Source organism: Flavobacterium sp. UW10123 (genome assembly GCF_040538975.1).
Classification (GTDB): Bacteria; Bacteroidota; Bacteroidia; order Flavobacteriales; family Flavobacteriaceae; genus Flavobacterium.
The window spans coordinates 23,429-45,000 of the sequence record NZ_JBEWQE010000022.1; the positions used below are offsets into that span (position 1 = coordinate 23,429).

Below are 21,572 nucleotides of genomic sequence, written 5' to 3' on the forward strand. Positions count from 1 at the left end.
ACAATAGGTTTAATTCTTGAACTGATAACTATTTCTCACAACAGCCGCATCATTTGATTCCTTGAATCGCTGCAGCGCAAGCACAGTAGCCGAGCCGTTAAAATCCCTAATAAACAGCACCTTAAGTTGCATGTCTTCATGTATTTTATCAATTGCCTCCAGTCTTTCGTCATCACTCATTCTGAGCTTGTCCGCTGTCACAATTGAAGTCAGTTCCTCAATATTACGAAGGCTTTCCCTGCTTAAATTTGAATAGACTTTTTCAAAATACTGGATTTCCTTCGTGCTGAACCTTTCATTTTTTATAATATTGTCTATCCCTTTTCTGCTTTCCTTCATAAGCGTAAACTGATATTCAATAATATCCCCTACTCTTTTGTAATTCTTGACTACAGGGCTAACCTGCATCAAAGCATCCAGAAAAGTTTTGTGCAGCGAAAAATTTCCTTTCGACATATCCTTAACGGACTTGTAACCTCCGCTGAGAATATCATATCCTTTTTTCATGTCGCTCAAAATCTTTTTAAACTGCGACAGCTTTTCGATATTTAAAATGAGCTGCTGGATTTCAGCCGACTGCGCCTTTACTGGAAAAGGCATGCAGTAAAGAAGTACTGTTATAAAAAATATAAATATCTTTTTCATGATATGTTAGTTTATAAACCAAGCAGAGCACCTGCCTGTCTGGCATCATTTTTTTCTTTAGCTTTTGATAATGCCAGCATTTTAAGTTCACCGCTGAATTTCTCGCAGAAAGCATAATCTCCCTGCGCAGCTTCATACAGTTTATCAATGCGTGCAATCCGCTCATCATCTTTCATCTCAAGTGAAGTGCTGGCTGTAATTAAAAGCAGCGTATCAAGACTGTCGCCGCAGCTGTCCAGCAGGCGTTTGAAGGTTCTTTCAATATAATCAAGTTCGCTGCCGTGAAACAGATCATCCTGATGGAGGCTTCCCATTGTCCTTTTATAAGTCTTTACAATTTTAACTTGAAGAGCGATTATTTCAGCAGCCCTGCCGTAGTTTTTTACTTTTGGATTGACTGCTGCCAGCGATGTGAAATAATCGCTGTGCAGGCTCAGTTCTCCTTTCTTGGCATCGGATATGAAATTAAGTCCCTTTTTAACTGCCTTATAGCCTTTTGCAGCATAATCCGCGTAGGTGCGCAGCGCCGCTATCTGAAGGAGCAGCATTCTTTTCTGCTTTGCCTGCTGGGCCTGAAGCTGGCAGACAGCTAAACACACTGCCATAAGCAGCATTATTGTCTTTTTCATCATTTTTAAAGTTGATTACGGTATTCCGTAAAATTGTTTCACCTTATTTGTATCAGCATCCGTTTTTGCCCGCTGAAGGCTGAGCAGCACATTCTGCTGGTTGAAAAGCCTCAGGTCATTATAGTTTGAATCTATCTGATCTGCCGCCGCATTTATGATTTCGAGCCTTTTCAGATCGCTCATCTGCGTGGCAAAAGACTCGATGATTAAAAATATCTGATCGATATTCTTCATGCTTTCTCCAAGGATGCCGTCATACACTTTTTCCATATATTCCAGTTCTGAAACCTTGAAATGTTCGTCTCTTTTAAAGAGATTCCAAGCTTTTTCATATTCATCAATCAGTCGGGTCTGTTTTGCTGAAATCTCTTTTATCCTCTGATAATAGGTTATAATAGATTTTACTTTCTGCAGCTCTTCATAATAATCCTTGTAGAGATCCCGCTGTTTTTTTGTCCAATCCGAAATCTCATCGAGTTTCAGTTTTGAAAGCGTGTTTTCAATCTGCTTCTGTGCATTCTGCAGCCAGATGGTCTTGTTCTGAAGCCTTTGGATCCCAAGGTCAATGGCCTTTATCACTTTCTTGGTAACTGCTTTTACAATCTCCAGTATCGGCAGAGCCACTGTTTTTTCTGCAGGTCTTGCAGGCATGCTGGCTAAAAAGAAGCACATTAAAAATGTGGCAGCCTTAATTTTCATATTCATTTCCCAATAATTTAAGTTCCGTTTCTTAATTCCTGAGCCATAGCGGCAATCCCTTTTTTAATGTCCCCGCCAAACTTGGCAGCGAAGGCATTCATTTTCACCTTTTCGCTTTCCTCTGTAGTATAAGCGAGATATTCCTCCAGAGACACTTCGGTTCTGTACACCTTTGACAGCATCCCGCCAAGTGAGATAAAAACCTCTTTATATTTCTTGGAAGGATCATTCGCTTTGTTCACCGAAAGGACGAGTGCTTTCTCCTTATCAGTCAGTCCCAGCAGCTCCTGAATCTGGTCAAATTTATTCTGGTATTTACTTTGGTCCAGAAGAATCTTGCAGTCGCTGTTATTGATTATGGCCTGCTTCACAACCGGTGAAGAAATAATGTCTTCAACCTCTTGAGTCACTACTATAGCCTCGCCAAAGAACTTCCGCACGGTCTTGAATAAGTACTTCAGGTACTCTGCCATCCCTTCTCTGGCAATGGCTTTCCAGGCTTCCTCAATTAGGATCATTTTTCGGATTCCTTTCAATTTTCTCATCTTGCTGATAAACACCTCCATGATAATGATAGTAACTACCGGAAATAGTATCGGATGGTCTTTTATGTTGTCAAGTTCAAATACTATAAAACGTTCTTTCAGCAGATTGAGATTCTCAGTGGCATTTAGCAGATAATCAAACTCTCCCCCGCTGTAATAAGGGCGAAGCACGTACAGAAAATTATTCACATCGAAATCCTTTTCCTTTACTTTGTCGCTCTGTAGAATTGCAACGAACTCCTCTTTCAAAAACTCGTAGAAAGTATTGAAACACGGAAAAATTGATTTATCCTTTTCGAGGTTTTCATAATACAGCTGCAGGGCATTGGAAAGCGCCACGTACTCGCTTCTGTTAAAGGTTTCGTCATCTTTCTTCCACAATGCCAAAAGCAGTGTTTTGATGCTTTCTTTCTTCTCGGTGTCCAGACTGTCTCCCTCTCCGATGTAAAAAGGATTGAACCGGATCGGGTTCTTTTCGTCATAGGTAAAATAATAGCCATTTACCATGTCACAAAGACCTTTATAGCTGTGCCCGACATCAACCAAAACAATATGTGTTCCCTGCTCGTAATAACTTCTGACCATGTGATTGGTAAAAAAGGATTTACCGCTTCCCGAAGGGCCAAGTATAAACTTGTTTCTATTGGTGCAGATTCCCATCTTCACAGGCTCATCACTGATATCCACATGAACAGGTTTTCCGGTCAGGCGGTCTCCCAAACGGATCCCGCATGGACTTAAGGAAGACCTGTACCCCGTTTCCATATTCAGAAAACAGACTGCCTGCTCGGTAAATGTGTCAAAGGCATCATTCATTGGAAAGTCGGCCGCATTGCCGGGAATACCCGCCCAATAGATCTGAGGAGCACCGACGGTTTCCTGTTTGGCTGCAGCATCCATCTGTGCCAGAGCAGATGAAACTTTGTTTTTTATGTTTTTCAGTTCTTCTTTTTCAGATGTCCAGGCAAGCACATTGAAATGCGCTTTGACAGGCAGTCGCTGTTGGGCGATAGCTTCGTTCAAAAAATCATTGGTTGCATCCCTTGCAATCATATTCTCCCTGCTGTAAGCAGACAATGATTGCAGTCTTAACCTTTTGCTTTCCAATTTCTGGATTGTCTTCTGCGCATCTTCAATAAAAATATACTGGTTGTATATATGATTGCACGACAACAGCTGGCCTAGCGTTGAAGCAAAACCTACGCTGAACTTCGTCCTATCTGTTGAATACCTGTCAAAATTGATCCTCGAACCACAGAGCGCCGGGAGATCAGCGGCATCGCCAAGCGTAAAAAGCTGGCTGTGCTTATCTCCTATCTGCATACCATCTGAAAACTTAAGATCATTATAGACATACGCATTTTCATTTTCAGATAAAAAACAGTACTTTTCTATAAGACCTGTCTTTCTGCTCTGGCTTTTCAGCTCATCATCTCTAAGTCTTGTCAGGCTGATGAATCCGCTGTCTTCTATAATTCTTTTAAACTGGCCTGTGCTGTCAATGAAATCCTGAAGAAAGTGAATGTTTAGTGTTTCGTCAGGCACAATATTATTCCTTATAAGATTAGAAAATAACGAACTGGAATTTTTTCTTCCTGTTGGTTTCTTGGTAATCATAATATAGCAAGAGTGATTAAGAAATGGCCTTTCATTGAAAAACCGCTCACTGCTTCTTGTCAAAAAACTGCTGTCTTCATTTTCAAAACCTGCTTTATAACTGCTTTCTAGAAACCAGTCCTGTTTATGAAAGACAGTGAACTTGGGCAGTATTTTTACAGCCTTTATCCATGACTGGTGAAACGCCTCATATTCCTGGTCAGAAAGCGTAAAAATCTCAGGAAGCTCCGCCTTAAATACCACAGTTATATCTCCCTGCTTTGATAAAATGCAGTCATGCTGCACATCCATAATCGGTAAAACATCATCTAACTCCTTTTCCATTTTTTCTGGTTTTACTAATTTTTACTTTTTCCTGCCAAATACTTTTGGCAGTATTTAGTATATGAAGGCCAAGCTGCGGATCCACGCAATTGCGAAGGACCTGCCTTTTATTTGGAATATTAGATCCCTTCAAACAGAATCCCAAAGACTCTTCAAGATCGGGAATCTGTGCATGGCGTATCTTAATCACTGCCTGCATATTTGACTCTGGAATCTCAAAATTGGACCAGAAAAGGTGGCGCTGCAGAACAGCATTGGGTTCGATCAACGGAGTGTAATAAGGCTTAACATTTTCTACAGCCCATAAGCACCCGGCATTGTGCTGCAGAAATAAAATTTCCTGATACAGCTTCATATCGGGAAATACCGCAGGAGTGCCGCGAAATCTTACGCAGATGTTCTGCCTGAAAGAGGAATGCGACTGGCACGGCGGTGATGACCAGATAAATTCAAATTCTTTATAATGATCTAAAAGATACTGGTGCGCATCACCGACTACTATTACATCCTGCGGAAACTTCTGTCCGTAAGCTTCCGCCAATAATGGATCGAGCTCAACGGCAGTAACTGAAACATTTTTCCAATTTTTACGGTTTCCTCCAATCCCGGCATATAAGTTTAAGACTTTCATAATCATTCTTCATTTATCCAACGTTCTACAACTATAACTTCATAAAAACAGCCCTGCTGCGAACCTTGACACTTTTAGGAACCTGTCTTGATGCAAGAGCTTTCATCATCCCATATTCGCCATACTGTCTGCTCATTTTATAAATCTTCAGCACCATTACAGTTCCTGCCGTTCCTATAAATGCCACACAGACAAGTGAAGGAATACCGATTATAAAAAGCACTGCAAAAACAATCATCAGTCCCACAACACCTCCTCCCAGATACCATATGTACTGGGCTTTAAGTCCTTTAAATTCAATTGACTGATTAATTCCTTTGTTAATCTGATAAACACTGCTCATTTTCAGATTTTAGACACCAAAAAAAGATTTGATCACTGTAGCCACAACGACCAAAAACACGCAGCTTCCAAACCATGCCGCAGCAACTTTCCCTGTATCGGGATCCCCTGCATTCCACTTCTGATATACTTTCACCGCTCCTATGAGCCCAAGTATTGCTCCAACGGCGTACATAAGTTCCGTACCGGCATCAAAATAGCTTCTTACTTTTTGGTTGGCTTCATTTATTCCAGCAACGCCGTCTTGAGCATATCCATTCCCGTTAATTAGTATAACCAAAAGAATTGTGCCTACTAACACCTTGTTTGTTTTAAAAAAACGCTTTAATTTTATTCCATCACTGACCATCACACATCATTTTAAAGATTAATACTAATACAAAAAGCAGAGGAACAGCGCCGTCACATCATCTATTCTCCTTGTCACATTTTACCATACCGCACTAGAGCGGACGGGGAAAATTCCTCTGCTGTTATTTAATTATTTTCTTCCCATAGGTGATCTGCCTCTTGAGAAGTAAGACGAAGTTCTGGATGCTTTTTGGACTGGTAAGCAAGCAGATTATTTACATTGCCGCGTAAAGAGGAAATTTTTACATAAGGATAATCAGAGAATATTAATCTGATATAATTTTTGAATTCCTCCTTTGAACGTCTTATTTCGGCGCTTTCTGAAACGGCCTCAGTAATACGTGCTGATAGTTCTTTAACCTCATCAAGAGTGGCAAAAGATTCATCAAATGCTTCATTGAGATTTGTAGGATTAACATCTTCCAGGTCAGAAGAATGAAATGAATCATTTTTTGTTTTTTTTCCTAATGACGGAAAACCAATTTTCTTTCTGCCCGAAAGAATCTGCTTTATCTCAGACGAATAATAGCGAAATCCGGTATACAGATACCATAAAAGTAATACAGTAGCAACAGCCAATAGGTAACTGTTCCATGAAATAGAATTTAACATAGCATTTCCATTTATCATTCAACATCATCTCATACTATGAATAAACCAATAGAAGAATTATGGTTTATTTACAGGACAAAGTAACCGCATTGCATAAAACTAAAAAAGCACAACTTTAAAGTTGTGCCCCAAGTTGTGCCCTAGAATATAAATTACTAATTATTAACAAAATAGGTATTTTTACCTATATAAATTAACTCGTTGTTTCCTACATTTGAAGCAAAACCAATGATATGAAAACCATAATTCATAAAAGCTTATTGCTTCCAATATTTTTAGTATTGCCCTTGCTTTCTCAAGCGCAAGAACTCAAAGCTGCTGTTCCAGACACCTTAAAAAATCCTCTGAATGAATCTGCTTTCAATAAGAATATCATGCAGGATATCAACTTCATGGTATTAGGAGAAAATAATGCAAAACAGGGTTTTGCCTATGAGTATGATGAAAAAAAAACAGAACTTTCTCTCAGCGGTGCCCTGATCAGCAGCAAGTATTTTTTAGCTACAGTTGATGGTTCATTCTCTGTCGATGAAGGTGCATTTATCTTTGATAACAAAGACGGCGGAAGTAAAAAGGGAAGTTTAAGCCTGAATCTATTTGCACCTGCGTGGTTTGGCAATGGAAAATTTTATCCTGCTATTAAAGACAATGTCGACAGTGGAAAAGCAAACAGGGCACGCTATTTAAATTACCTTACGCAAAAGGAACTTACGCAAAAAGTAGCTGATACACTAAGGATATTAAATAACATTCTGGTAGATCTGGAACTTCCTAAATCAGAGCTTAACGAGAGTTGGTATGGGATATTTGGAGGAAAACTGCAACATCAGAATTTGATGCAGACTTTAGGCTGGTTCTCTAAGTATGTACAAGAACCTTTAGAGCCAGCCGATAAAAAAGACCTGCTAAAGTTTCTCGAAAAATATTATAAAAATCCAGATCCAAATGCAAAATACGCCGATTACGACACTCTTATCGCGGCGGTAAAAAACGGAAAACAGACTACCTTAGTAATAAGGGGAAGAAGTGAAGAAACTTTGGAAATTAAAGTTCCTGACGGCCTCGATTTGGCGAAATTATTTAAAGATTATGACAGGATTCTTGTGAGGGCAGAGAATATCGAAGATGAAGTAAATGATAAACAGATCAAACTATTTAAGGACATATGGACTATTGAATACAATACTTACTTTGGTTTGTCTCCCTACTACGAAAGAGAAATCCTTGACATTTACAATAATAACAGCAGCATACAAACTTTTGCCGATCGTTTCAGCGATACCAAAGGGGATTTGTACGGCATAAAGGCTAGTTTTAATCACGTTGCCACAACAAAGTCCGGCGCCTTTTTAATGTTGAGGGCTCTGGCTGACTTTGGGAGAGCTTCCAACTTTAAGGATTTCAGTAAAAAAGATTTCATTTATAACACTAATCCTGAAAGCATTGATACAGGAACAATGGTCGAGGAAAAGAAAAAAACGGGCTACTTCACAAAAGACGGAGCTCCATATTCTTATGGATTTCTTCAAAAATACAGTACCGAACTTTACATTTCATCAAAGGTCATAGGCGTCTACGCCAAAATTGGATACAGCAAAAATGAAGCATTGGTTAAGAAAGAAACTCTACCATTTGAAACTGGCTTTATGATTAATGTGAAATCAGAAAAGAAAAGCGTTGTAAGTATTTTGCTATTCGTTTCAAGAGATGATTTAAAAGTCCATCCTGATCTTGACACAAACTTTGGTTTTAAGGTCGGACTGCCTATCAATATCAGGAAATCTGAAAAAGAAGAAAGCAAAAGCTGATATTTTTAGTAAGTGTCAATCTTACTGATCAATTTCTCCAATATTTTCTTGGCAATTTCCTTATCCCTCTCCTCCGCATGGTACGCTTTACTTCTGACAGCGTCATACGATAACTGCTGTTTCAGCGGAGTAGACACAAAGGGAATAATCTGTTTGAATACCTGGCTCATTGAACGGGATACCAAGAGCTGGGATTCATCACAAGCTCGAAGTATCAACGCCAGCTGGTCTGCAGAAAGATTAACCTTTATCTTTTCCTGTACTGCGAGTGGTTGCCTGATTCCTTTCTTTATTTCACGGACATTCTCTGGAAGATGCATTGTTTTTTCAAGATAAAGAATTTCCTGACGGAACCAGTTGTCCAGTATCAGCTTAAGATTTTCATGTTCAGGATAGAGCACAAAACTCTGGTGCGACTGCATCTGGCTGAATTCTTTGTAATGAAAATGAAGACTGTCAATCCGCTCAGTCTTTGTCTCTAAAGCATTTACCTTTTCAGCGATACTTTTGGTGAAATAGTTGATATAATCTCGGCTGTTATAATTCATGTAAACCAGTAGCTCGTGCAGACTATTATATAAACTTGTACGTCTTTCATCGCTGCCGTGCTGCTCCAGTTTCTGCAACAGCTCTTTTCGGTAAAGCAGCTCGCGTAAAGTTATTGTTTCCGTTTTTTTAGATTGCACAAAGCGATAAAGGCTGTCCAAGACGATAGAGGTGAATACTGGATCTGCCACATCGGCAATTAATTTCTTTTGAAGACGGTTAAGCTTCAGTTTCATCTCATTTCTGGATACGTTCAGATAAGTCGGCGGAACTCTTTCTTCTAATGTCAGATAATTCAAATAACGTGCTTCAATAAAAAATAATAATTCATCAAGGCATGATATAAGAGTTCCTGCAATATTTCCGTACTCTTCCTTGCTAAAAGAAAAATCTTTCAAATAATGGTCAAGAGTATCAAGAAGAATGATAAGTGCCGAATGATATTTTTGTACAAGCAGTCGTATCTGATTTTCTTTATGCAGAGCAAAAATCTGGTTCTTCAGCTCAGACTGTATATGAACAGCTTCAATGACAGCTTTTTCAGACAGGTTCTGGATATCGTCTTTCCCAAGATCCCGAAGATACATTTTTGAAGGGTTGAGAGTAATGGAAATCAGAGAATCCAGCCACTCTAAGGGATAGTTCTGGATCATTTTTTTTGATTTTTATTAAGCCGGTACTCACTGGGAGTTAGCCCTGTATGTTTTTTAAAAAATGATGTAAAGGAAGCATGACTTTCAAATCCCAGCTCCTCAGCAGCATTGTAGATCGTAATTTTTGTTCTCAGCATTTCCCGTGCCTTTTCAACAAGTATATTGTCGATAATAGATTTTGGAGTTCTCCCTAGTGATTTATGAACTGCTGCAGTTAGATATCTCCTGCTTACGAAAAGCTGCTCTGCGTAATCCTTCACATAATGCAGAGGAATTTTTTTTGAATGCAATAAGCGTATAAACTGCTTGGCTAATACTTCTTCTCTCAGATCAAAACTTTCTAGTCTGCTGAGCATCTGAAAAAGATGCTGAAAAAATATTTTTATATAAAGCTGCGCAAGCATTCTCCCTTCTTTCTTTAGTTCTGCATTATATAGTTTCTTAAATATCTGTACCGTCAGTTTAATATCTTCTGCCTCAATTTTTACGAACACTTCTCCATTGACATAAAGTTCCAATAGATTGTGGTTCAAAATTATATTGGTATTGTCAATTTGGAGAAGGTAAAGATATTCAGTTGAAGGCTGTTCACTTAAAGTTCTTTTTATATTAACTGAAGCCTCTTTATTTATGAAAACTGAAATATGGATTTCACAATTTATTTTTATTGGAAAAATGACAATTATCTTTTCAGTATGCTTTTTCGAAAGCAGGCTAAGGACTTTTTCATAACTTTCATAGAATATTTGAAACTGTATTTCGCCCCTAGCCTCTTTCATTACTTGATTTTCAATGTAGAATATTTGAAATTCCCGCGTTTATGATTGCATGGGAAGAACTCTGTTTTGCACCGTAGGCTGTCGAAACAAAATTACCCACAGACAGCTCCCAATCCCTGTCTTTCCCTTTGCGAGCACTTCCGTTATAAATATCATATCTGACAATAGACAATGTTGACAGCAGTATCTGCTTTTCTTCGGCACTCAAATTTGAAGATATAACCTGCGATTCAAAAGCTATCAGAAAAGCATAAGCTTCATCATAAGCCGCATCTTGCTCTTTAAGCAGCAGAAGCCCTGAAATGCAGTTAAGCAGCATCCCCTGTGCCTGTGTGCTAAGTCCTGATTGAGAAATCGCAAGACTTAAGTCATCAATAGAAAGCTGCTGCACTGCAGCAATTGATTGAAGACTCTCGGGTATATAGCTGGCATTGAGTATCCCCATTCCTGTACCAATTGTTTCAAGAACTTCCTTGGCATCTATTGAATTTGACGGCTTTGGATGAAAGATATCATAATTATCAAGCAGCAGCAGATAGGATTCTCCCACATTATCATACGGGTTGAAGGAATTTGATGCTGCAACTCCTGACAGATTCGTTTTTTTTGCTGTATTCTGTGCTGTAGAAGTGTTTTCCTCTATACTATACTATCCGTACTGCATGCGGTACTGATTAGAAACAGTGCTATAAAAGATAGATTTTTCATTTTGTCAATAGGTTTCGTTAAATAAATAATTTATCAGCCCATTAACCCGGATTAGTGAACCTGGATTGGCAAATGCAATCCTTGTCCTTGAATTCAAAACAAACTTAGACACACCACACGGACCCTGCAAGCACTAACTATCTGACTTCCGGAAAGTTTGATGGTAATTTCCGGAATTTCACAGGTATTTTTTCCTAGGAAAAAACTTGTATTTTTAAACGTTTGCGTAACTTTATGCCTATTCTGGAAATTAATATCCTTGTCTCAAACTTTCCATGTGTCAAATACTTAAATCGACCTAATGATTAAACATGTATGGTTACTTACGATAGTTCTTTTGATTGCTCAGATATCAAATCTGTACAGTCAAAATAAAAATCTTCTGCAAAAGGATTACGAATCTCTGGAGGAGACGATAGATCAGCTGAAGGGCCGGCCGGATGTGTTTCCATATTTGAATGCCTATCTGGAAAAAGCCAAAAAAGAAGAGAATCTGGACGAGGTTATTAATGGATATAAAAATTATATTTATGAAGTGGAGTACGGACAGAAAATTGCATATTCGGATAGTGTCCTGATAGCTTCGGAGCTGACGAAAAAAAATGACAAGATAGGTTCAGCACTGCTAACTAAGGGTATAGTTTACTATAGCGGCAAAGATTACAATAAAGCTCTGGACTGCTATCTCTCTGCCAACAAACTCATTGCCGGCGGCAGCGATGATTATTTAAAATACAAAACCCAGTATAATATTGCTTTGGTAAAGTACTATCTGGGTTTTTACAATGAAGCGGTTTCAATCCTTTTGAAATGTGCCGACTACTTCAGAGACAAGAATTCCCGTGCTTATCTAAACTGTCTTCACTCCTTATCGCTCTGTTACACCAAGCTCGGTAATTACCACCAATCAGCGGATATTAATGAAAAGGCCGTGCAGGAAAGCGGCAGGCTTAAGGATTCTTCAATGCTGTCATATCTAAAACATTCCGAAGGTGTCAATGATTACTACCGCAAATTTTACTCGCAGGCTATGGCAAAACTAAGTAGTTCTCTGCCTGAACTTGAAAAACAGAAAGACTTTGCAAATATTGCTGTTGCCTATTTCTATATAGCCAGCTCTTACTGGGATAGCGGAAAAAGAGAACTTGCCTATCCATTTCTGATAAAAGTAGATGAAATTTTTACGGACACTAAGTATATCAGGCCTGATCTGAGAAAGACCTACGAAATGCTGATCGATTATTACAGAGGAAAAACTGACCGTGAATCAGAGCTTCATTACACCACAAAACTTATTCAGGCTGATAAAATTCTATACACAAATTATAAATATCTGTCAAGCCGCATTTATAAAGAATATGACACCGCAAAGCTCATAAACAACAATGTAGAAATCAGGCACGAACTTAATACCGAAAAAAAAATGCGCAGGGCTCTGCTGGCCCTTTCCTGTCTGATGATTCCCATTGCAGGATATCTTGGATACCGAAACTTTCAGCTTCGCCGTTATAAAAAGAACTTTGACAGCTATAAAAAAACAAATATGCTTCCGCTGGTTCAAAATACCAGCAGGGCGCAGCGGCCAAACATATCAGATGATTTAGAAGAAGGACTTCTAAGGAAACTGGCTAAATTTGAAGAAACTTTAGGCTATTTGAAAAAGGACTTAAAAATAGAAAAGCTGGCGATAAGTTTTGGAACCAACTATAAGTATTTATCGCAGGTTATTAATTTTCACAAGGGAATGTCTTATCCTGATTATATCAGCAGCCTTCGAATTGCCTATATAGTTAAAAAGCTTGAAGAAGACTCTAAACTACGTAGCTACAATTTTGGTGTTATTGCTGAAGAAGCAGGATTTGGAACTGCACAGCAGTTTAATGATATTTTTAAAAAGAGAATGGGGATGCCATTGAGTTACTTCTTAAAAAATCTTGAAAATAGCTAAATTAGTTTTATGGCTTAAAAGCCTTTAAGAGTTATTTACTTACTTCTTTCAACCAGATTATTAATTTTTGGATCAAAATAATAATTATTCAACTTACCTGTCAATATTAGATGAATTACTTCTTCAACAACTTTCAACGGAACATTAAACCATTCTCTTGGTTTATATGAAACATTTCCATTGAACATTTCGATATCAAGATTAACAACTGAAAAAAAATGATGAATAGTTTGCTCTATATTATAAGATAATATATTAAAACATCTAAATGTAGAAACAACTTCTACTTCATGAAAAAGATATGTTGATTGACTTCTGGCATTTTTTATCCTTTCAGAAACTAATCCTGTTGTATGCCCAATCTTATATAAATCCTTGAAATGAGTAACATTGGGATTTAGACTTTTAAGTATGTAGATATATCCATTCAATATATCATCGTCATTCACTGTTTCAGACTTTACTGAAATTGTATTTAAATCACTTATACTGTAACCGTCTAACTGTAATGCCTTATCAAGCGATCTAAAAAGCATGTCGGATTGTGTACCATTATCAAATATGCACAATGTTCTTCCATCATATCTTTCGCGAGCACCGCTCTTATAATCATAAGAGTCATTTGAGCCATCGACGGTCTTTAAGAATAGAAGTATCCCGTCTAAAACATAAAAGCTCCCCTCTTTTAAGTCTCTCGGATTGTAACTAATTAAATGTCTTTTTTTTGATGATAATTCATCATGTATTGCTGTAAAAAGATAATGATAGTTAGAAAAATCAGGGCAGATTTTTCGGCGAGAAAGGTAGTCTGGTTTGATTCGACTTGCAGGATTTACGTATTTTAAATTGAAAATTTCTTTTTCACTATCATCATTAAGTAAACCTAATGGGTCATCCAATAAAATATCTTCTATAGTTATCTCCTTTACTTCTGGTTGTTTTAGTAACCCTATAAAATCGTAATGCTTTAAAATTCTCACTTTCTTCGCATCTTCACGTATGGCTTTAAGCCTTGCGTATAGTTGAAACTCAATCATATTATTTAAATTAGATTGAGGTTCTCTATTATTTTCTTCAACAAAAGCATGAATTTCTTCAAACGAAGTTATAAGAATACAATCCTTCTCATCTTTTAACCTATATGAAGTATTTGATTTGAGTAATCCAAATTGATCTTCTTTAATTAAAGACAGTAATTGTTCCCTTTTACTCATCACGTTTCACTTTTAATTTGTCTAAGATATACCAAAACCTCTGCCAATCGTTTTTCATTTGGATCCATTGCATCTAAACTTGGTGCTTTTCCCATTACCCTATAAAAGTCTTGAACCTTTGGCCATAAAAGCATTGCCTCATCATCGGTAATTCTTATTCTTAATGCTTGAATGCACTGCTGGATAGCTTTAAAAACTTTTTTATTAAGTGATTTTGACATTACCTCAAATGCATTGCAAAAGGGATTAATTGAATATATCAGATCCATGTTTAATTCGTCTACATTAACTAATCTATCTGAAAATGTCAAAAATTTATCTCTACCTTTAGATATAATATTGCCACTCTGAATAACAGAACTGGTAATAATATAATCCCCAAGTTCCACCAATTCCTCAGAACTTAAACCTGGATAAACCTCCTGTATAATTTTTGGAATTAAAACTGTGTTGATCATTTTGGCATCACTCTTATTTCCAAAACAACTTTGAATATCTGGCGATTGTAATATTTTTGCTTTTAAATCTATGATATCATTATCAATAATATCTTGTACATTTTTGGAATTTGGTTCTTTATATCCTTTTACTACCAAATTAACTGCATCATCGGAGTCTTTTGCCTTTGATTGGAAATTAAACTTGGGTGCCAAAACTTCTTCCATTAATAGGGATGCAGCTATTGCTTTGAGTATATTGTTAACACTATTTATAATTTCTGAATCTTCCGCATCAGGCATGGCAATTAAATTGGTAAACTGAGCGTGAGATTTATTTTCACTATCTCTAGTACAGCGACCAATTATTTGTATTATTTCTGTCAAAGATCCCCTATAACCAACCGTTAGTGTACTTTCACAAAAAGGCCAATCAAATCCTTCTTTGGCCATTCCAAGTGCTATTATAAAATCGACATCATCAATTTTACTAATATTTCTTAAATACCTAATTACTTTTTCTCTTTGTAAAGGATCATCATTGACTAAATCAGCGATTTTTAAAATTTTACCATTATCAGCCTGAACATGAAAAATTCCGAATTCATCTGTCTTGATATATTTTCCCAACTTATCAATGATAGAGTCAACTTCGGCTATTTTTTCTTTTGTGGACTCTGCCGCGTTTACATTTGGGATATGAATAATTGTTTTGCGATTTATATCAATTGTACTACTAATAGAATCCAAATATTTACCTTGATAAAAATGAAAACCAATTCCAAGCGATTTAAGATATTGATAACCGTCTAGTTGTTCATAATAATTATAAGTAATCTTTGTAAACTTCTGCTCATCATGTGGGGATAGTACAGCTACGCTATCTCCTCTAAAATATGAACCTGTCATTGCTAAAATACTAGCATCTGTATTGTACATTATATTTCGTAGCAGTTCTCCTAATTTGTTCTCAACATCTGAGGACACATGATGAAATTCATCAATAGCAATTAGACATTCATTAAAAGCATCAATATCAATTTTATCAAAAGCAAATCTTAAAGTCGCATGGGTGCAAATAATGATTTTATCACCTGACTCCATAAAATTTTGAAATGCTATAGTTTTTCTCGGTTCACCCCCTGGAGAACAAAGATCATAAAGTGGATTAATCTCCCAATCACTATGAAAACCAGCACTACGCAAATCAGTTGTAGCAAACGACTTCCCTATTGATCTTTCGGGGACTGCTATAATAACTTTTTTTACAAGTCCACTTCTAAGTTTTTCTAGAGCCAAATACATCAGAGCTCTTGACTTTCCTGAAGCAGGTGGAGATTTAAGTAATAAATATTTTGATGTATATTTTTCATAAAGACGCCTCTGCATTTCTCTCATTCCAAATTCATCAACCAAAATACTTTTTCCAGTTCTATTATATTCCGTTGAAATTATGTTATCCATGTTTTGCTGCAATTTCGTATAAATCAAACAATTTTTTTAAGCGCTCAAGATCATTTTCAAAAGGCATATCTTGATAGCAATAGTCAACCAAGTTATCTAATTCTAAATGTAGTTTTCGTAAAGGAGCAGGCAAATCATTGTAGAGCTTACCAAGCGGTAAATGACAGTACTTCTCTCTTTCAGCTATAATATTGTAAACAATTGCAGATATCTCTTCTTTTTTGCTTTTTACATATTCAGTAGTTGGAAACGTATTATAGCCTAGTCTGCTAGAATATCTAATCCTACTTTCTAAAGCGCCACATACAGTTCGAATCCAAATCATATGCATTCGAGAAGATAGTAAGCCAAAAACCCAAGCTTCACAATCATAAATTGTGAAAGCTAGATTACTAACTACAATTTTGGGGCCTATAAATCCAATAGGAATGTAGGGTCTATTCTCGGAAGAAACAGAAGGTATAACTAAGGTTTGGGTTGAAGTAGCTTTAAACTCTCGAAATTGATGAGCTCTATTTGCTAACTTTTGAGCACTTTTATCTGATTTTGACAGCCTATAATCCCTAACTTGCCGTACCCGTTTTGCAATTTCAGGTATCTTCATCGCCTCTTCCAGATCATTATCAGTTATCCATAAACAATATCGTTCAATACCTTTTATAAATTCATTTGATCCAACTATTTTTTTTATATAAGCTTTTGCTTCAGGAAAGGCACTTAAAAAAGAATCCTTTTCCTCTTTAGAAAACATTAAATATTGGTTATCATAAGGCATGTTACCCTTCGGCATTTTAGGTAATTCTTTTGATAATGGCGTAGTTAGTTCTTCAACTATTACTTTACTTGAAGTGACAAGATAAGGGCTTATATAATCCATTTCAATCATTTGACTTCCTGTATATAAATATTTTGAGTCAAATTCAGCAGTCTTAGCAGAAATACCAACAACAATTACAGTTACTCCGGTTGAAAGTGATATATTGTTCTTCCATTTAAATGGCAGGTGAGCAAAATTAATGATACCTCCTAATCCAAATATTTTATTCCATATAAACGAAACTTGCGCCCCTTGGCAAACTGAATTTGTTATAACAAAAGAACATTGTGATTTAGAATCTTGCAGATATTTCATCGCTTTGTACAAATATGTACAACTAAAATCAACTTTACCAGTACCACTTGTTCCTAAAATCTGTCCCATTTGTTTCTTTTCCAGAGCAGATAACTTTTTTGACCCCTTGAACGTCGGACTTCCTATGATATAAACGTTGTCATTATTACTGCAAATCTGTTCCCATGCTAGTTCTAGTGACTGCCCAAGAATAATAGAAATATTAGTATAATTTTTTGTCAAATCTACCGCTGTTAATTCTTTTTTTCTTTGGATACTGATAATCCAAAGAGAAAGTCTAGATAAATCGTGTGCTACCCTAGTACTAACAATTCCATGAAAATTACTGATGTTAATCTCGTAATTTGAATTTTTTGTATATTTTTCAATTTCCTCCAATAATGAGACTACTGAATTAAATGCAGCAACTAAAAAACAACCTGGACCATTTGTCGGATCTAAAAATTTAAAATTTAAAATTTCTGTACGTATTTCAGTAAGTTTACTCTGATTATATTTATTGGTATAAATTAATGACCGATAATGATTTACAAATAATGGTTCTAAGACTTTTGAAACATTTTCTAACGATGTGTAATTTCCATAAATATTTACAGAATCTTCCGTTTCAGCAAATTTGTAAATTAAACTCATTAATACATCAACACTAACATCTTCTAAATCGTAGAGTAATATTTGATGAATTTTCGAAAATGAATTTTTTGAAATAAATTGACCTACTATAGCCTCATTATTGTCTATAAAACTCCAAGTAGGTAATTTTGAGTAAAATGCAATATTTTTCTCCCCTCGAGTTATTGAATTAAAAATATTTTTTATTACATCTTTATAATCAACATTGTCCGCAATACTAATTGATGCAAGAATTTTCCTTAATTCTTCGTTATTGGTAAAAAATCTGCAAAATGATATTTGCACTAAACTAATAATAAAACTAGCTATTTTATCCCTCTTAGTAACTAAACTTTTATCTCCTGATAAACTTAACTCATTATATAATTCTCCCAGCAACTCAGCAAGACCAACTGTATTGGTAACATCATAGGATTTCTTTGCGCTTCCATAGATTAGTGGAAAGTAAAAATATAGATTTTGTATTAATGACTGCTGATCTATCCTCAGTACTTCATCAGTTAGATTATCTTTACAGATTAGAGAATTCGACGTAATTATTATTATTAACCTACAATCAGACAAATGTAATTTATCAAATACTTTATTATCAGACAAATTATGTTCAATGCTATCTGAGTTTACAATATATGCTCTTTTGTATATCTTAAGATATCCATTAGTAGAATTGTTCAGCTCTTTTAACGACCTAACAATTGTGTTGTTCGGAATTTGAAAAGCCGACAATAAATCATATACGTACTGATCAAAATTGCTAAATTTTAACCCCTGAAGTAAATCGGTTATTTTTTTTACATCATTCATTTAATTTTAAAAGTACTTTCTCTGCTATATATTGTGCCATTTTGACGGGTACAGCATTACCAATCATTTGCTCTAAATTCGACTTACTACCTTCAAAGATAAAATTATGTGGAAAAGTTTGCAAATAACTTCTTTCTTTAGTTGAAAGGGATCTTACTTCTTTAATATTATTTGTCTTATCTGCTGGATGAATTTTATAAGTATCAGGAATAGGTCTATTAACTCCTCTAATTGTAGAACTTGGTTCATCAACTGAAAAAATTGCTCTTCTATTATAGCTCCTAGGATGCATATAATAGTAATTTGTTTTCAAGGATTCTCCCAAATAATCTCTAACAGTAGTTCTTTTATCTGACAATCCTTCTAGCAAATCATCTATCATAAAGTCAGATTTTTCATCAAGCTTACCAATTAAAAAATATCTCTTGCGAGATTGAGGCACTCCCATAAAACTTGAGTCAAAAACGCCTTTAGTTAATCCATATCCAGCACTTTGAAACGTAGAAAACAATTCGGGAAGCAAGCCAGACTTTTCAATATTATAGACATTTTCCATTACAAAACATTTAGGTTTAACTGAGGTGACTATATTACTAAATGCGATAGTAAGATTCGCGCGTTTTCCTTCAAAATGTCTATTTCCGGCTATCGAAAAATCTTGACAAGGTGGTCCTCCAATTATCAAATCAGGGTTATATGACTTTAAATCAGCAATTATAGACAAATCACTTAAATCTTTTTGAAAGATTGGATGACTAAAATTTTGTCTATAAACATCCACTGCTGGTTTCCAATGGTCAAATGCAGCTAATATTTCAAATCCAGCTTTTTCAAAACCAAGAGACATTCCTCCACAGCCAGAAAATAAATCAATAACTTGGGGCTTTTTCATGATTTATTCAAAATATGACTTTTTAAAATATTTCCAATAAATTCAGAAAGCTTAACTGGAACTGCGTTCCCTATTATCTGATTTACCGTAGTTTTTGAGCCTATAAATTTAAAGTCCTGAGGAAAGGTCTGAATCATACTCCTTTCTTTCACTGTCAATGTTCTAATAGAGCTATTCAGCTTTATTGGATCAGCATTATGTCCTAAATAACCTTTAGGTACTGGTCTATCAACTCCCCTTATTGTCATTGAAGGTTCATAAATACTAAATATTCCTCTTCTATTATATGATCTTGGAACTCTAAAATAATATTCAAAACCTAATGAATCTCCAAAATAATCATGAAGCGTCATTTGCTTATTAGCTAGATTATTTTCTATTGCATCTGAAACAAAATTATCATTTGCCCCATATTCTCCAATTAATACAAAACGCTTTCTTTGCTGTGGCACACCACATAGACTTGCATCAATGACTGTTTGTGTTAAACCATAACCTAAACTTTTAAATTTTTCAATAAGAGGATTAAAAAGTTGGCTTTTCTGAATTCTAGGAACATTCTCCATAACAAAATACTTTGGCTTTATTAGTTCTATAATATCAAAGTACGAATTAGTTAACTCTGCTCGCCCTAAACTTTCATTACGATGACCAGCACTTGAAAAATCCTGGCATGGTGGGCCTCCAATTATTATATCAGGATTATATTTAACGATGTGATCAAAATTTACTGAATCTCCTAAATCACATTTAATAATTGGATGACTAAAATTCTGTTTATAAACTTCAATGGCAGGATCCCAATTATCAAATGCCGCAACAACATTAAACCCTGCATTTTCAAATCCTTTGGATAAACCTCCACATCCCGCAAACAGATCAACAACCTTTAACCTACTTATTTCCAAAACTTTAATTCTTTACTTTAACATTAATGTGTAAAACTTTCTCCAATTCAAGCCAAAAATTCACACAAGTACAAATGTAAATTTATTTAATTAGACCTCTAAATTTTTTATACATAAAGAAGTAAGAGGTTCATAGACAAAATTTTACAAGAAGCACTTTTATTAATTATTATAAAATAAGAAATTAATAAGTGAGAAAACACAGAATAATTAACACAAGTCCACCTAAAATCATTAAGAAAGAAAATATAAATAATAACCCTTCAACAAAAGGAATTATTAAAGACTTATTGTAACTCTTAAACACCTGCATCCCTCCTATTTTACTTCTTTTAAATCTTCTTTTGCCGATTATATATTTTATTACAAGTCCAATGAGCAGTAATAAAATCTCAACAAAACAAGATAGAAAAATTTTCAATTTTCTTGGATTATCAGTTTTAGTTTACTTAAAACTAAACATTTAGATAAAAAATTTAAAATATTTAATTTCTAATTTCCAGAAATTACTACGTAAAAAAAAGATGTCAAATAACATCTTTAATCTTTTGGTATTACAAATTCAAAGTTGAAAAGTTCTTTAGGCTGTACTTCTAATCCTTTTGCCAGCTCATAAATTGTTTTGAGCTGTATACTTACCTCTCCTTTTTCATATTTTCCGATATCACTATAATCCAAGTCACAATTCTGGGCAACTTGTCTCAAAGTTAAACCACGTTCTTCACGTAGGAAACTTAGTCTTTGCCCAAATTTAATTTGAAATTGTTTTTTGTGATTTTCTGCCATCCTAGTATTTAAAGAAGCAATTTCTTTAAATTCAAAATTTATTTTGTGGGTTATAAAACCCACATTTAAAATATTATTATTATATTTGTTATTAATAATTTAATTTTGCGATACTTCTAATAAGAATATTTGAAGCATTCGCTTGGAATCCCGCACTAGAAAACTGGTAATTTTTGCAACGGGATGATAAGTGTAAATGCTCACGTCATATATGGCGTGGGCTCACTTATTGTTGCCGGGTATACCAGTACCTCTAGTGCAGTAAGCTGAGTTTAAACCCGCGCCTCCTTTTTGAGGAGTTCTGTTTTCTTCCCAGCTTAATTCTCAGCTTTGTTTCTGTCCAGTATCTCATGTTCTAACCCTCTAGTGAATGCATGTAAGATTACATTTTTGTTTCTTTCCGACCGGTACACTCCTTTGGTTCCGGCATGCTTCCATGCAGTGAATCCGCAAAGAAGACTTTGT

At 35.5% G+C, this 21,572-nt stretch carries 19 protein-coding genes; 2 read left to right on the forward strand and 17 right to left on the reverse strand.

All coding sequences use genetic code 11. The features are described 5' to 3' along the window. Window positions 1–9 precede the first annotated feature (9 nt). From ABXT06_RS20945 to ABXT06_RS20980, 8 genes are all read right to left on the reverse strand, one after another. Complete coding sequence (locus ABXT06_RS20945) at window positions 10–645, reverse strand: TerB family tellurite resistance protein (RefSeq protein WP_354592482.1); 636 nt, start codon at window positions 643–645, stop codon at window positions 10–12. 11 nt (window positions 646–656) lie between these two features. Next, window positions 657–1,277 carry a hypothetical protein gene (locus ABXT06_RS20950; protein ID WP_354592483.1) on the reverse strand — a complete coding sequence of 207 codons (621 nt, stop codon included), beginning with the start codon at window positions 1,275–1,277 and terminating at the stop codon, window positions 657–659. A 12-nt stretch (window positions 1,278–1,289) separates the two neighbouring features. Next, complete coding sequence (locus tag ABXT06_RS20955; RefSeq protein WP_354592484.1) at window positions 1,290–1,979, reverse strand: conjugal transfer protein TraI; 690 nt, start codon at window positions 1,977–1,979, stop codon at window positions 1,290–1,292. An 11-nt stretch (window positions 1,980–1,990) separates the two neighbouring features. Then, window positions 1,991–4,459, reverse strand: coding sequence for a TraG family conjugative transposon ATPase (locus ABXT06_RS20960; protein ID WP_354592485.1), 2,469 nt, complete (start codon window positions 4,457–4,459; stop codon window positions 1,991–1,993). Next, complete coding sequence (locus tag ABXT06_RS20965; RefSeq protein ID WP_354592486.1) at window positions 4,440–5,090, reverse strand: DNA cytosine methyltransferase; 651 nt, start codon at window positions 5,088–5,090, stop codon at window positions 4,440–4,442. Before ABXT06_RS20965 ends, ABXT06_RS20960 begins: the two co-directional genes overlap by 20 nt. 31 nt (window positions 5,091–5,121) lie before the next feature. After that, window positions 5,122–5,433 (reverse strand): DUF4133 domain-containing protein, encoded by a 312-nt coding sequence (locus ABXT06_RS20970; RefSeq protein ID WP_354592487.1) that lies wholly within the window; start codon window positions 5,431–5,433, stop codon window positions 5,122–5,124. A 9-nt stretch (window positions 5,434–5,442) separates the two neighbouring features. Beyond that, window positions 5,443–5,781 carry a DUF4134 domain-containing protein gene (locus tag ABXT06_RS20975; RefSeq protein ID WP_354592488.1) on the reverse strand — a complete coding sequence of 113 codons (339 nt, stop codon included), beginning with the start codon at window positions 5,779–5,781 and terminating at the stop codon, window positions 5,443–5,445. 128 nt (window positions 5,782–5,909) lie between these two features. Then, a complete protein-coding gene (locus ABXT06_RS20980; protein ID WP_354592489.1) occupies window positions 5,910–6,395 on the reverse strand; it encodes a hypothetical protein in 486 nt (161 codons plus the stop codon). 233 nt (window positions 6,396–6,628) lie between these two features. On the opposite strand from ABXT06_RS20980, the gene ABXT06_RS20985 reads away from it, so the two are divergent. Then, a complete protein-coding gene (locus ABXT06_RS20985; protein ID WP_354592490.1) occupies window positions 6,629–8,203 on the forward strand; it encodes a hypothetical protein in 1,575 nt (524 codons plus the stop codon). A gap of 5 nt (window positions 8,204–8,208) precedes the next feature. Here the strand turns inward: ABXT06_RS20985 and ABXT06_RS20990 are convergent, their stop codons facing one another. The 3 genes from ABXT06_RS20990 to ABXT06_RS21000 are packed head-to-tail and all read right to left on the reverse strand — an operon-like array spanning window position 8,209 to window position 10,731. Beyond that, window positions 8,209–9,402: a hypothetical protein gene (locus ABXT06_RS20990; protein WP_354592491.1), complete on the reverse strand. Its 1,194-nt coding sequence runs from the start codon at window positions 9,400–9,402 to the stop codon at window positions 8,209–8,211. Beyond that, entirely contained in the window at window positions 9,399–10,181 is a 783-nt protein-coding gene (locus ABXT06_RS20995; RefSeq protein ID WP_354592492.1) for an AraC family transcriptional regulator, read from the reverse strand. The genes ABXT06_RS20990 and ABXT06_RS20995 overlap by 4 nt, the downstream gene beginning before the upstream one ends. Before the next feature lie 10 nt (window positions 10,182–10,191). Beyond that, the gene (locus ABXT06_RS21000) at window positions 10,192–10,731 is read right to left on the reverse strand and encodes a hypothetical protein (protein WP_354592493.1); all 540 of its coding nucleotides are present in this window, start codon (window positions 10,729–10,731) and stop codon (window positions 10,192–10,194) included. 459 nt (window positions 10,732–11,190) lie between these two features. On the opposite strand from ABXT06_RS21000, the gene ABXT06_RS21005 reads away from it, so the two are divergent. Beyond that, on the forward strand, window positions 11,191–12,837 hold the full coding sequence (locus ABXT06_RS21005) for a tetratricopeptide repeat protein (RefSeq protein WP_354592494.1): 1,647 nt from the start codon (window positions 11,191–11,193) through the stop codon (window positions 12,835–12,837). 35 nt (window positions 12,838–12,872) lie between these two features. Here the strand turns inward: ABXT06_RS21005 and ABXT06_RS21010 are convergent, their stop codons facing one another. From ABXT06_RS21010 to ABXT06_RS21035, 6 genes are all read right to left on the reverse strand, one after another. Beyond that, a complete protein-coding gene (locus tag ABXT06_RS21010; protein ID WP_354592495.1) occupies window positions 12,873–14,051 on the reverse strand; it encodes a GIY-YIG nuclease family protein in 1,179 nt (392 codons plus the stop codon). Continuing rightward, on the reverse strand, window positions 14,051–15,952 hold the full coding sequence (locus ABXT06_RS21015; protein WP_354592496.1) for a DEAD/DEAH box helicase: 1,902 nt from the start codon (window positions 15,950–15,952) through the stop codon (window positions 14,051–14,053). Before ABXT06_RS21015 ends, ABXT06_RS21010 begins: the two co-directional genes overlap by 1 nt. Continuing rightward, complete coding sequence (locus ABXT06_RS21020) at window positions 15,945–18,521, reverse strand: type IIL restriction-modification enzyme MmeI (protein ID WP_354592497.1); 2,577 nt, start codon at window positions 18,519–18,521, stop codon at window positions 15,945–15,947. Before ABXT06_RS21020 ends, ABXT06_RS21015 begins: the two co-directional genes overlap by 8 nt. After that, window positions 18,514–19,413, reverse strand: a complete 900-nt coding sequence (locus ABXT06_RS21025) for a DNA cytosine methyltransferase (RefSeq protein WP_354592498.1) — start codon at window positions 19,411–19,413, stop codon at window positions 18,514–18,516. The genes ABXT06_RS21020 and ABXT06_RS21025 overlap by 8 nt, the downstream gene beginning before the upstream one ends. Beyond that, a complete protein-coding gene (locus tag ABXT06_RS21030; protein ID WP_354592499.1) occupies window positions 19,410–20,321 on the reverse strand; it encodes a DNA cytosine methyltransferase in 912 nt (303 codons plus the stop codon). The genes ABXT06_RS21025 and ABXT06_RS21030 overlap by 4 nt, the downstream gene beginning before the upstream one ends. 540 nt (window positions 20,322–20,861) lie before the next feature. Continuing rightward, a complete protein-coding gene (locus tag ABXT06_RS21035) occupies window positions 20,862–21,107 on the reverse strand; it encodes a helix-turn-helix domain-containing protein (RefSeq protein WP_354592500.1) in 246 nt (81 codons plus the stop codon). Between the last annotated feature and the right edge of the window lie 465 nt (window positions 21,108–21,572).

Coding starts and splice junctions, on each gene's coding strand:
- ABXT06_RS20945 (WP_354592482.1), bottom strand. CDS start 645: ATGAAAAAGATATTTATATTTTTTATAACAGTACTTCTTTACTGCATG.
- ABXT06_RS20950 (WP_354592483.1), bottom strand. CDS start 1,277: ATGATGAAAAAGACAATAATGCTGCTTATGGCAGTGTGTTTAGCTGTC.
- ABXT06_RS20955 (WP_354592484.1), bottom strand. CDS start 1,979: ATGAATATGAAAATTAAGGCTGCCACATTTTTAATGTGCTTCTTTTTA.
- ABXT06_RS20960 (WP_354592485.1), bottom strand. CDS start 4,459: ATGGAAAAGGAGTTAGATGATGTTTTACCGATTATGGATGTGCAGCAT.
- ABXT06_RS20965 (WP_354592486.1), bottom strand. CDS start 5,090: ATGAAAGTCTTAAACTTATATGCCGGGATTGGAGGAAACCGTAAAAAT.
- ABXT06_RS20970 (WP_354592487.1), bottom strand. CDS start 5,433: ATGAGCAGTGTTTATCAGATTAACAAAGGAATTAATCAGTCAATTGAA.
- ABXT06_RS20975 (WP_354592488.1), bottom strand. CDS start 5,781: ATGGTCAGTGATGGAATAAAATTAAAGCGTTTTTTTAAAACAAACAAG.
- ABXT06_RS20980 (WP_354592489.1), bottom strand. CDS start 6,395: ATGTTAAATTCTATTTCATGGAACAGTTACCTATTGGCTGTTGCTACT.
- ABXT06_RS20985 (WP_354592490.1), top strand. CDS start 6,629: ATGAAAACCATAATTCATAAAAGCTTATTGCTTCCAATATTTTTAGTA.
- ABXT06_RS20990 (WP_354592491.1), bottom strand. CDS start 9,402: ATGATCCAGAACTATCCCTTAGAGTGGCTGGATTCTCTGATTTCCATT.
- ABXT06_RS20995 (WP_354592492.1), bottom strand. CDS start 10,181: ATGAAAGAGGCTAGGGGCGAAATACAGTTTCAAATATTCTATGAAAGT.
- ABXT06_RS21005 (WP_354592494.1), top strand. CDS start 11,191: ATGATTAAACATGTATGGTTACTTACGATAGTTCTTTTGATTGCTCAG.
- ABXT06_RS21010 (WP_354592495.1), bottom strand. CDS start 14,051: ATGAGTAAAAGGGAACAATTACTGTCTTTAATTAAAGAAGATCAATTT.
- ABXT06_RS21015 (WP_354592496.1), bottom strand. CDS start 15,952: ATGGATAACATAATTTCAACGGAATATAATAGAACTGGAAAAAGTATT.
- ABXT06_RS21020 (WP_354592497.1), bottom strand. CDS start 18,521: ATGAATGATGTAAAAAAAATAACCGATTTACTTCAGGGGTTAAAATTT.
- ABXT06_RS21025 (WP_354592498.1), bottom strand. CDS start 19,413: ATGAAAAAGCCCCAAGTTATTGATTTATTTTCTGGCTGTGGAGGAATG.
- ABXT06_RS21035 (WP_354592500.1), bottom strand. CDS start 21,107: ATGGCAGAAAATCACAAAAAACAATTTCAAATTAAATTTGGGCAAAGA.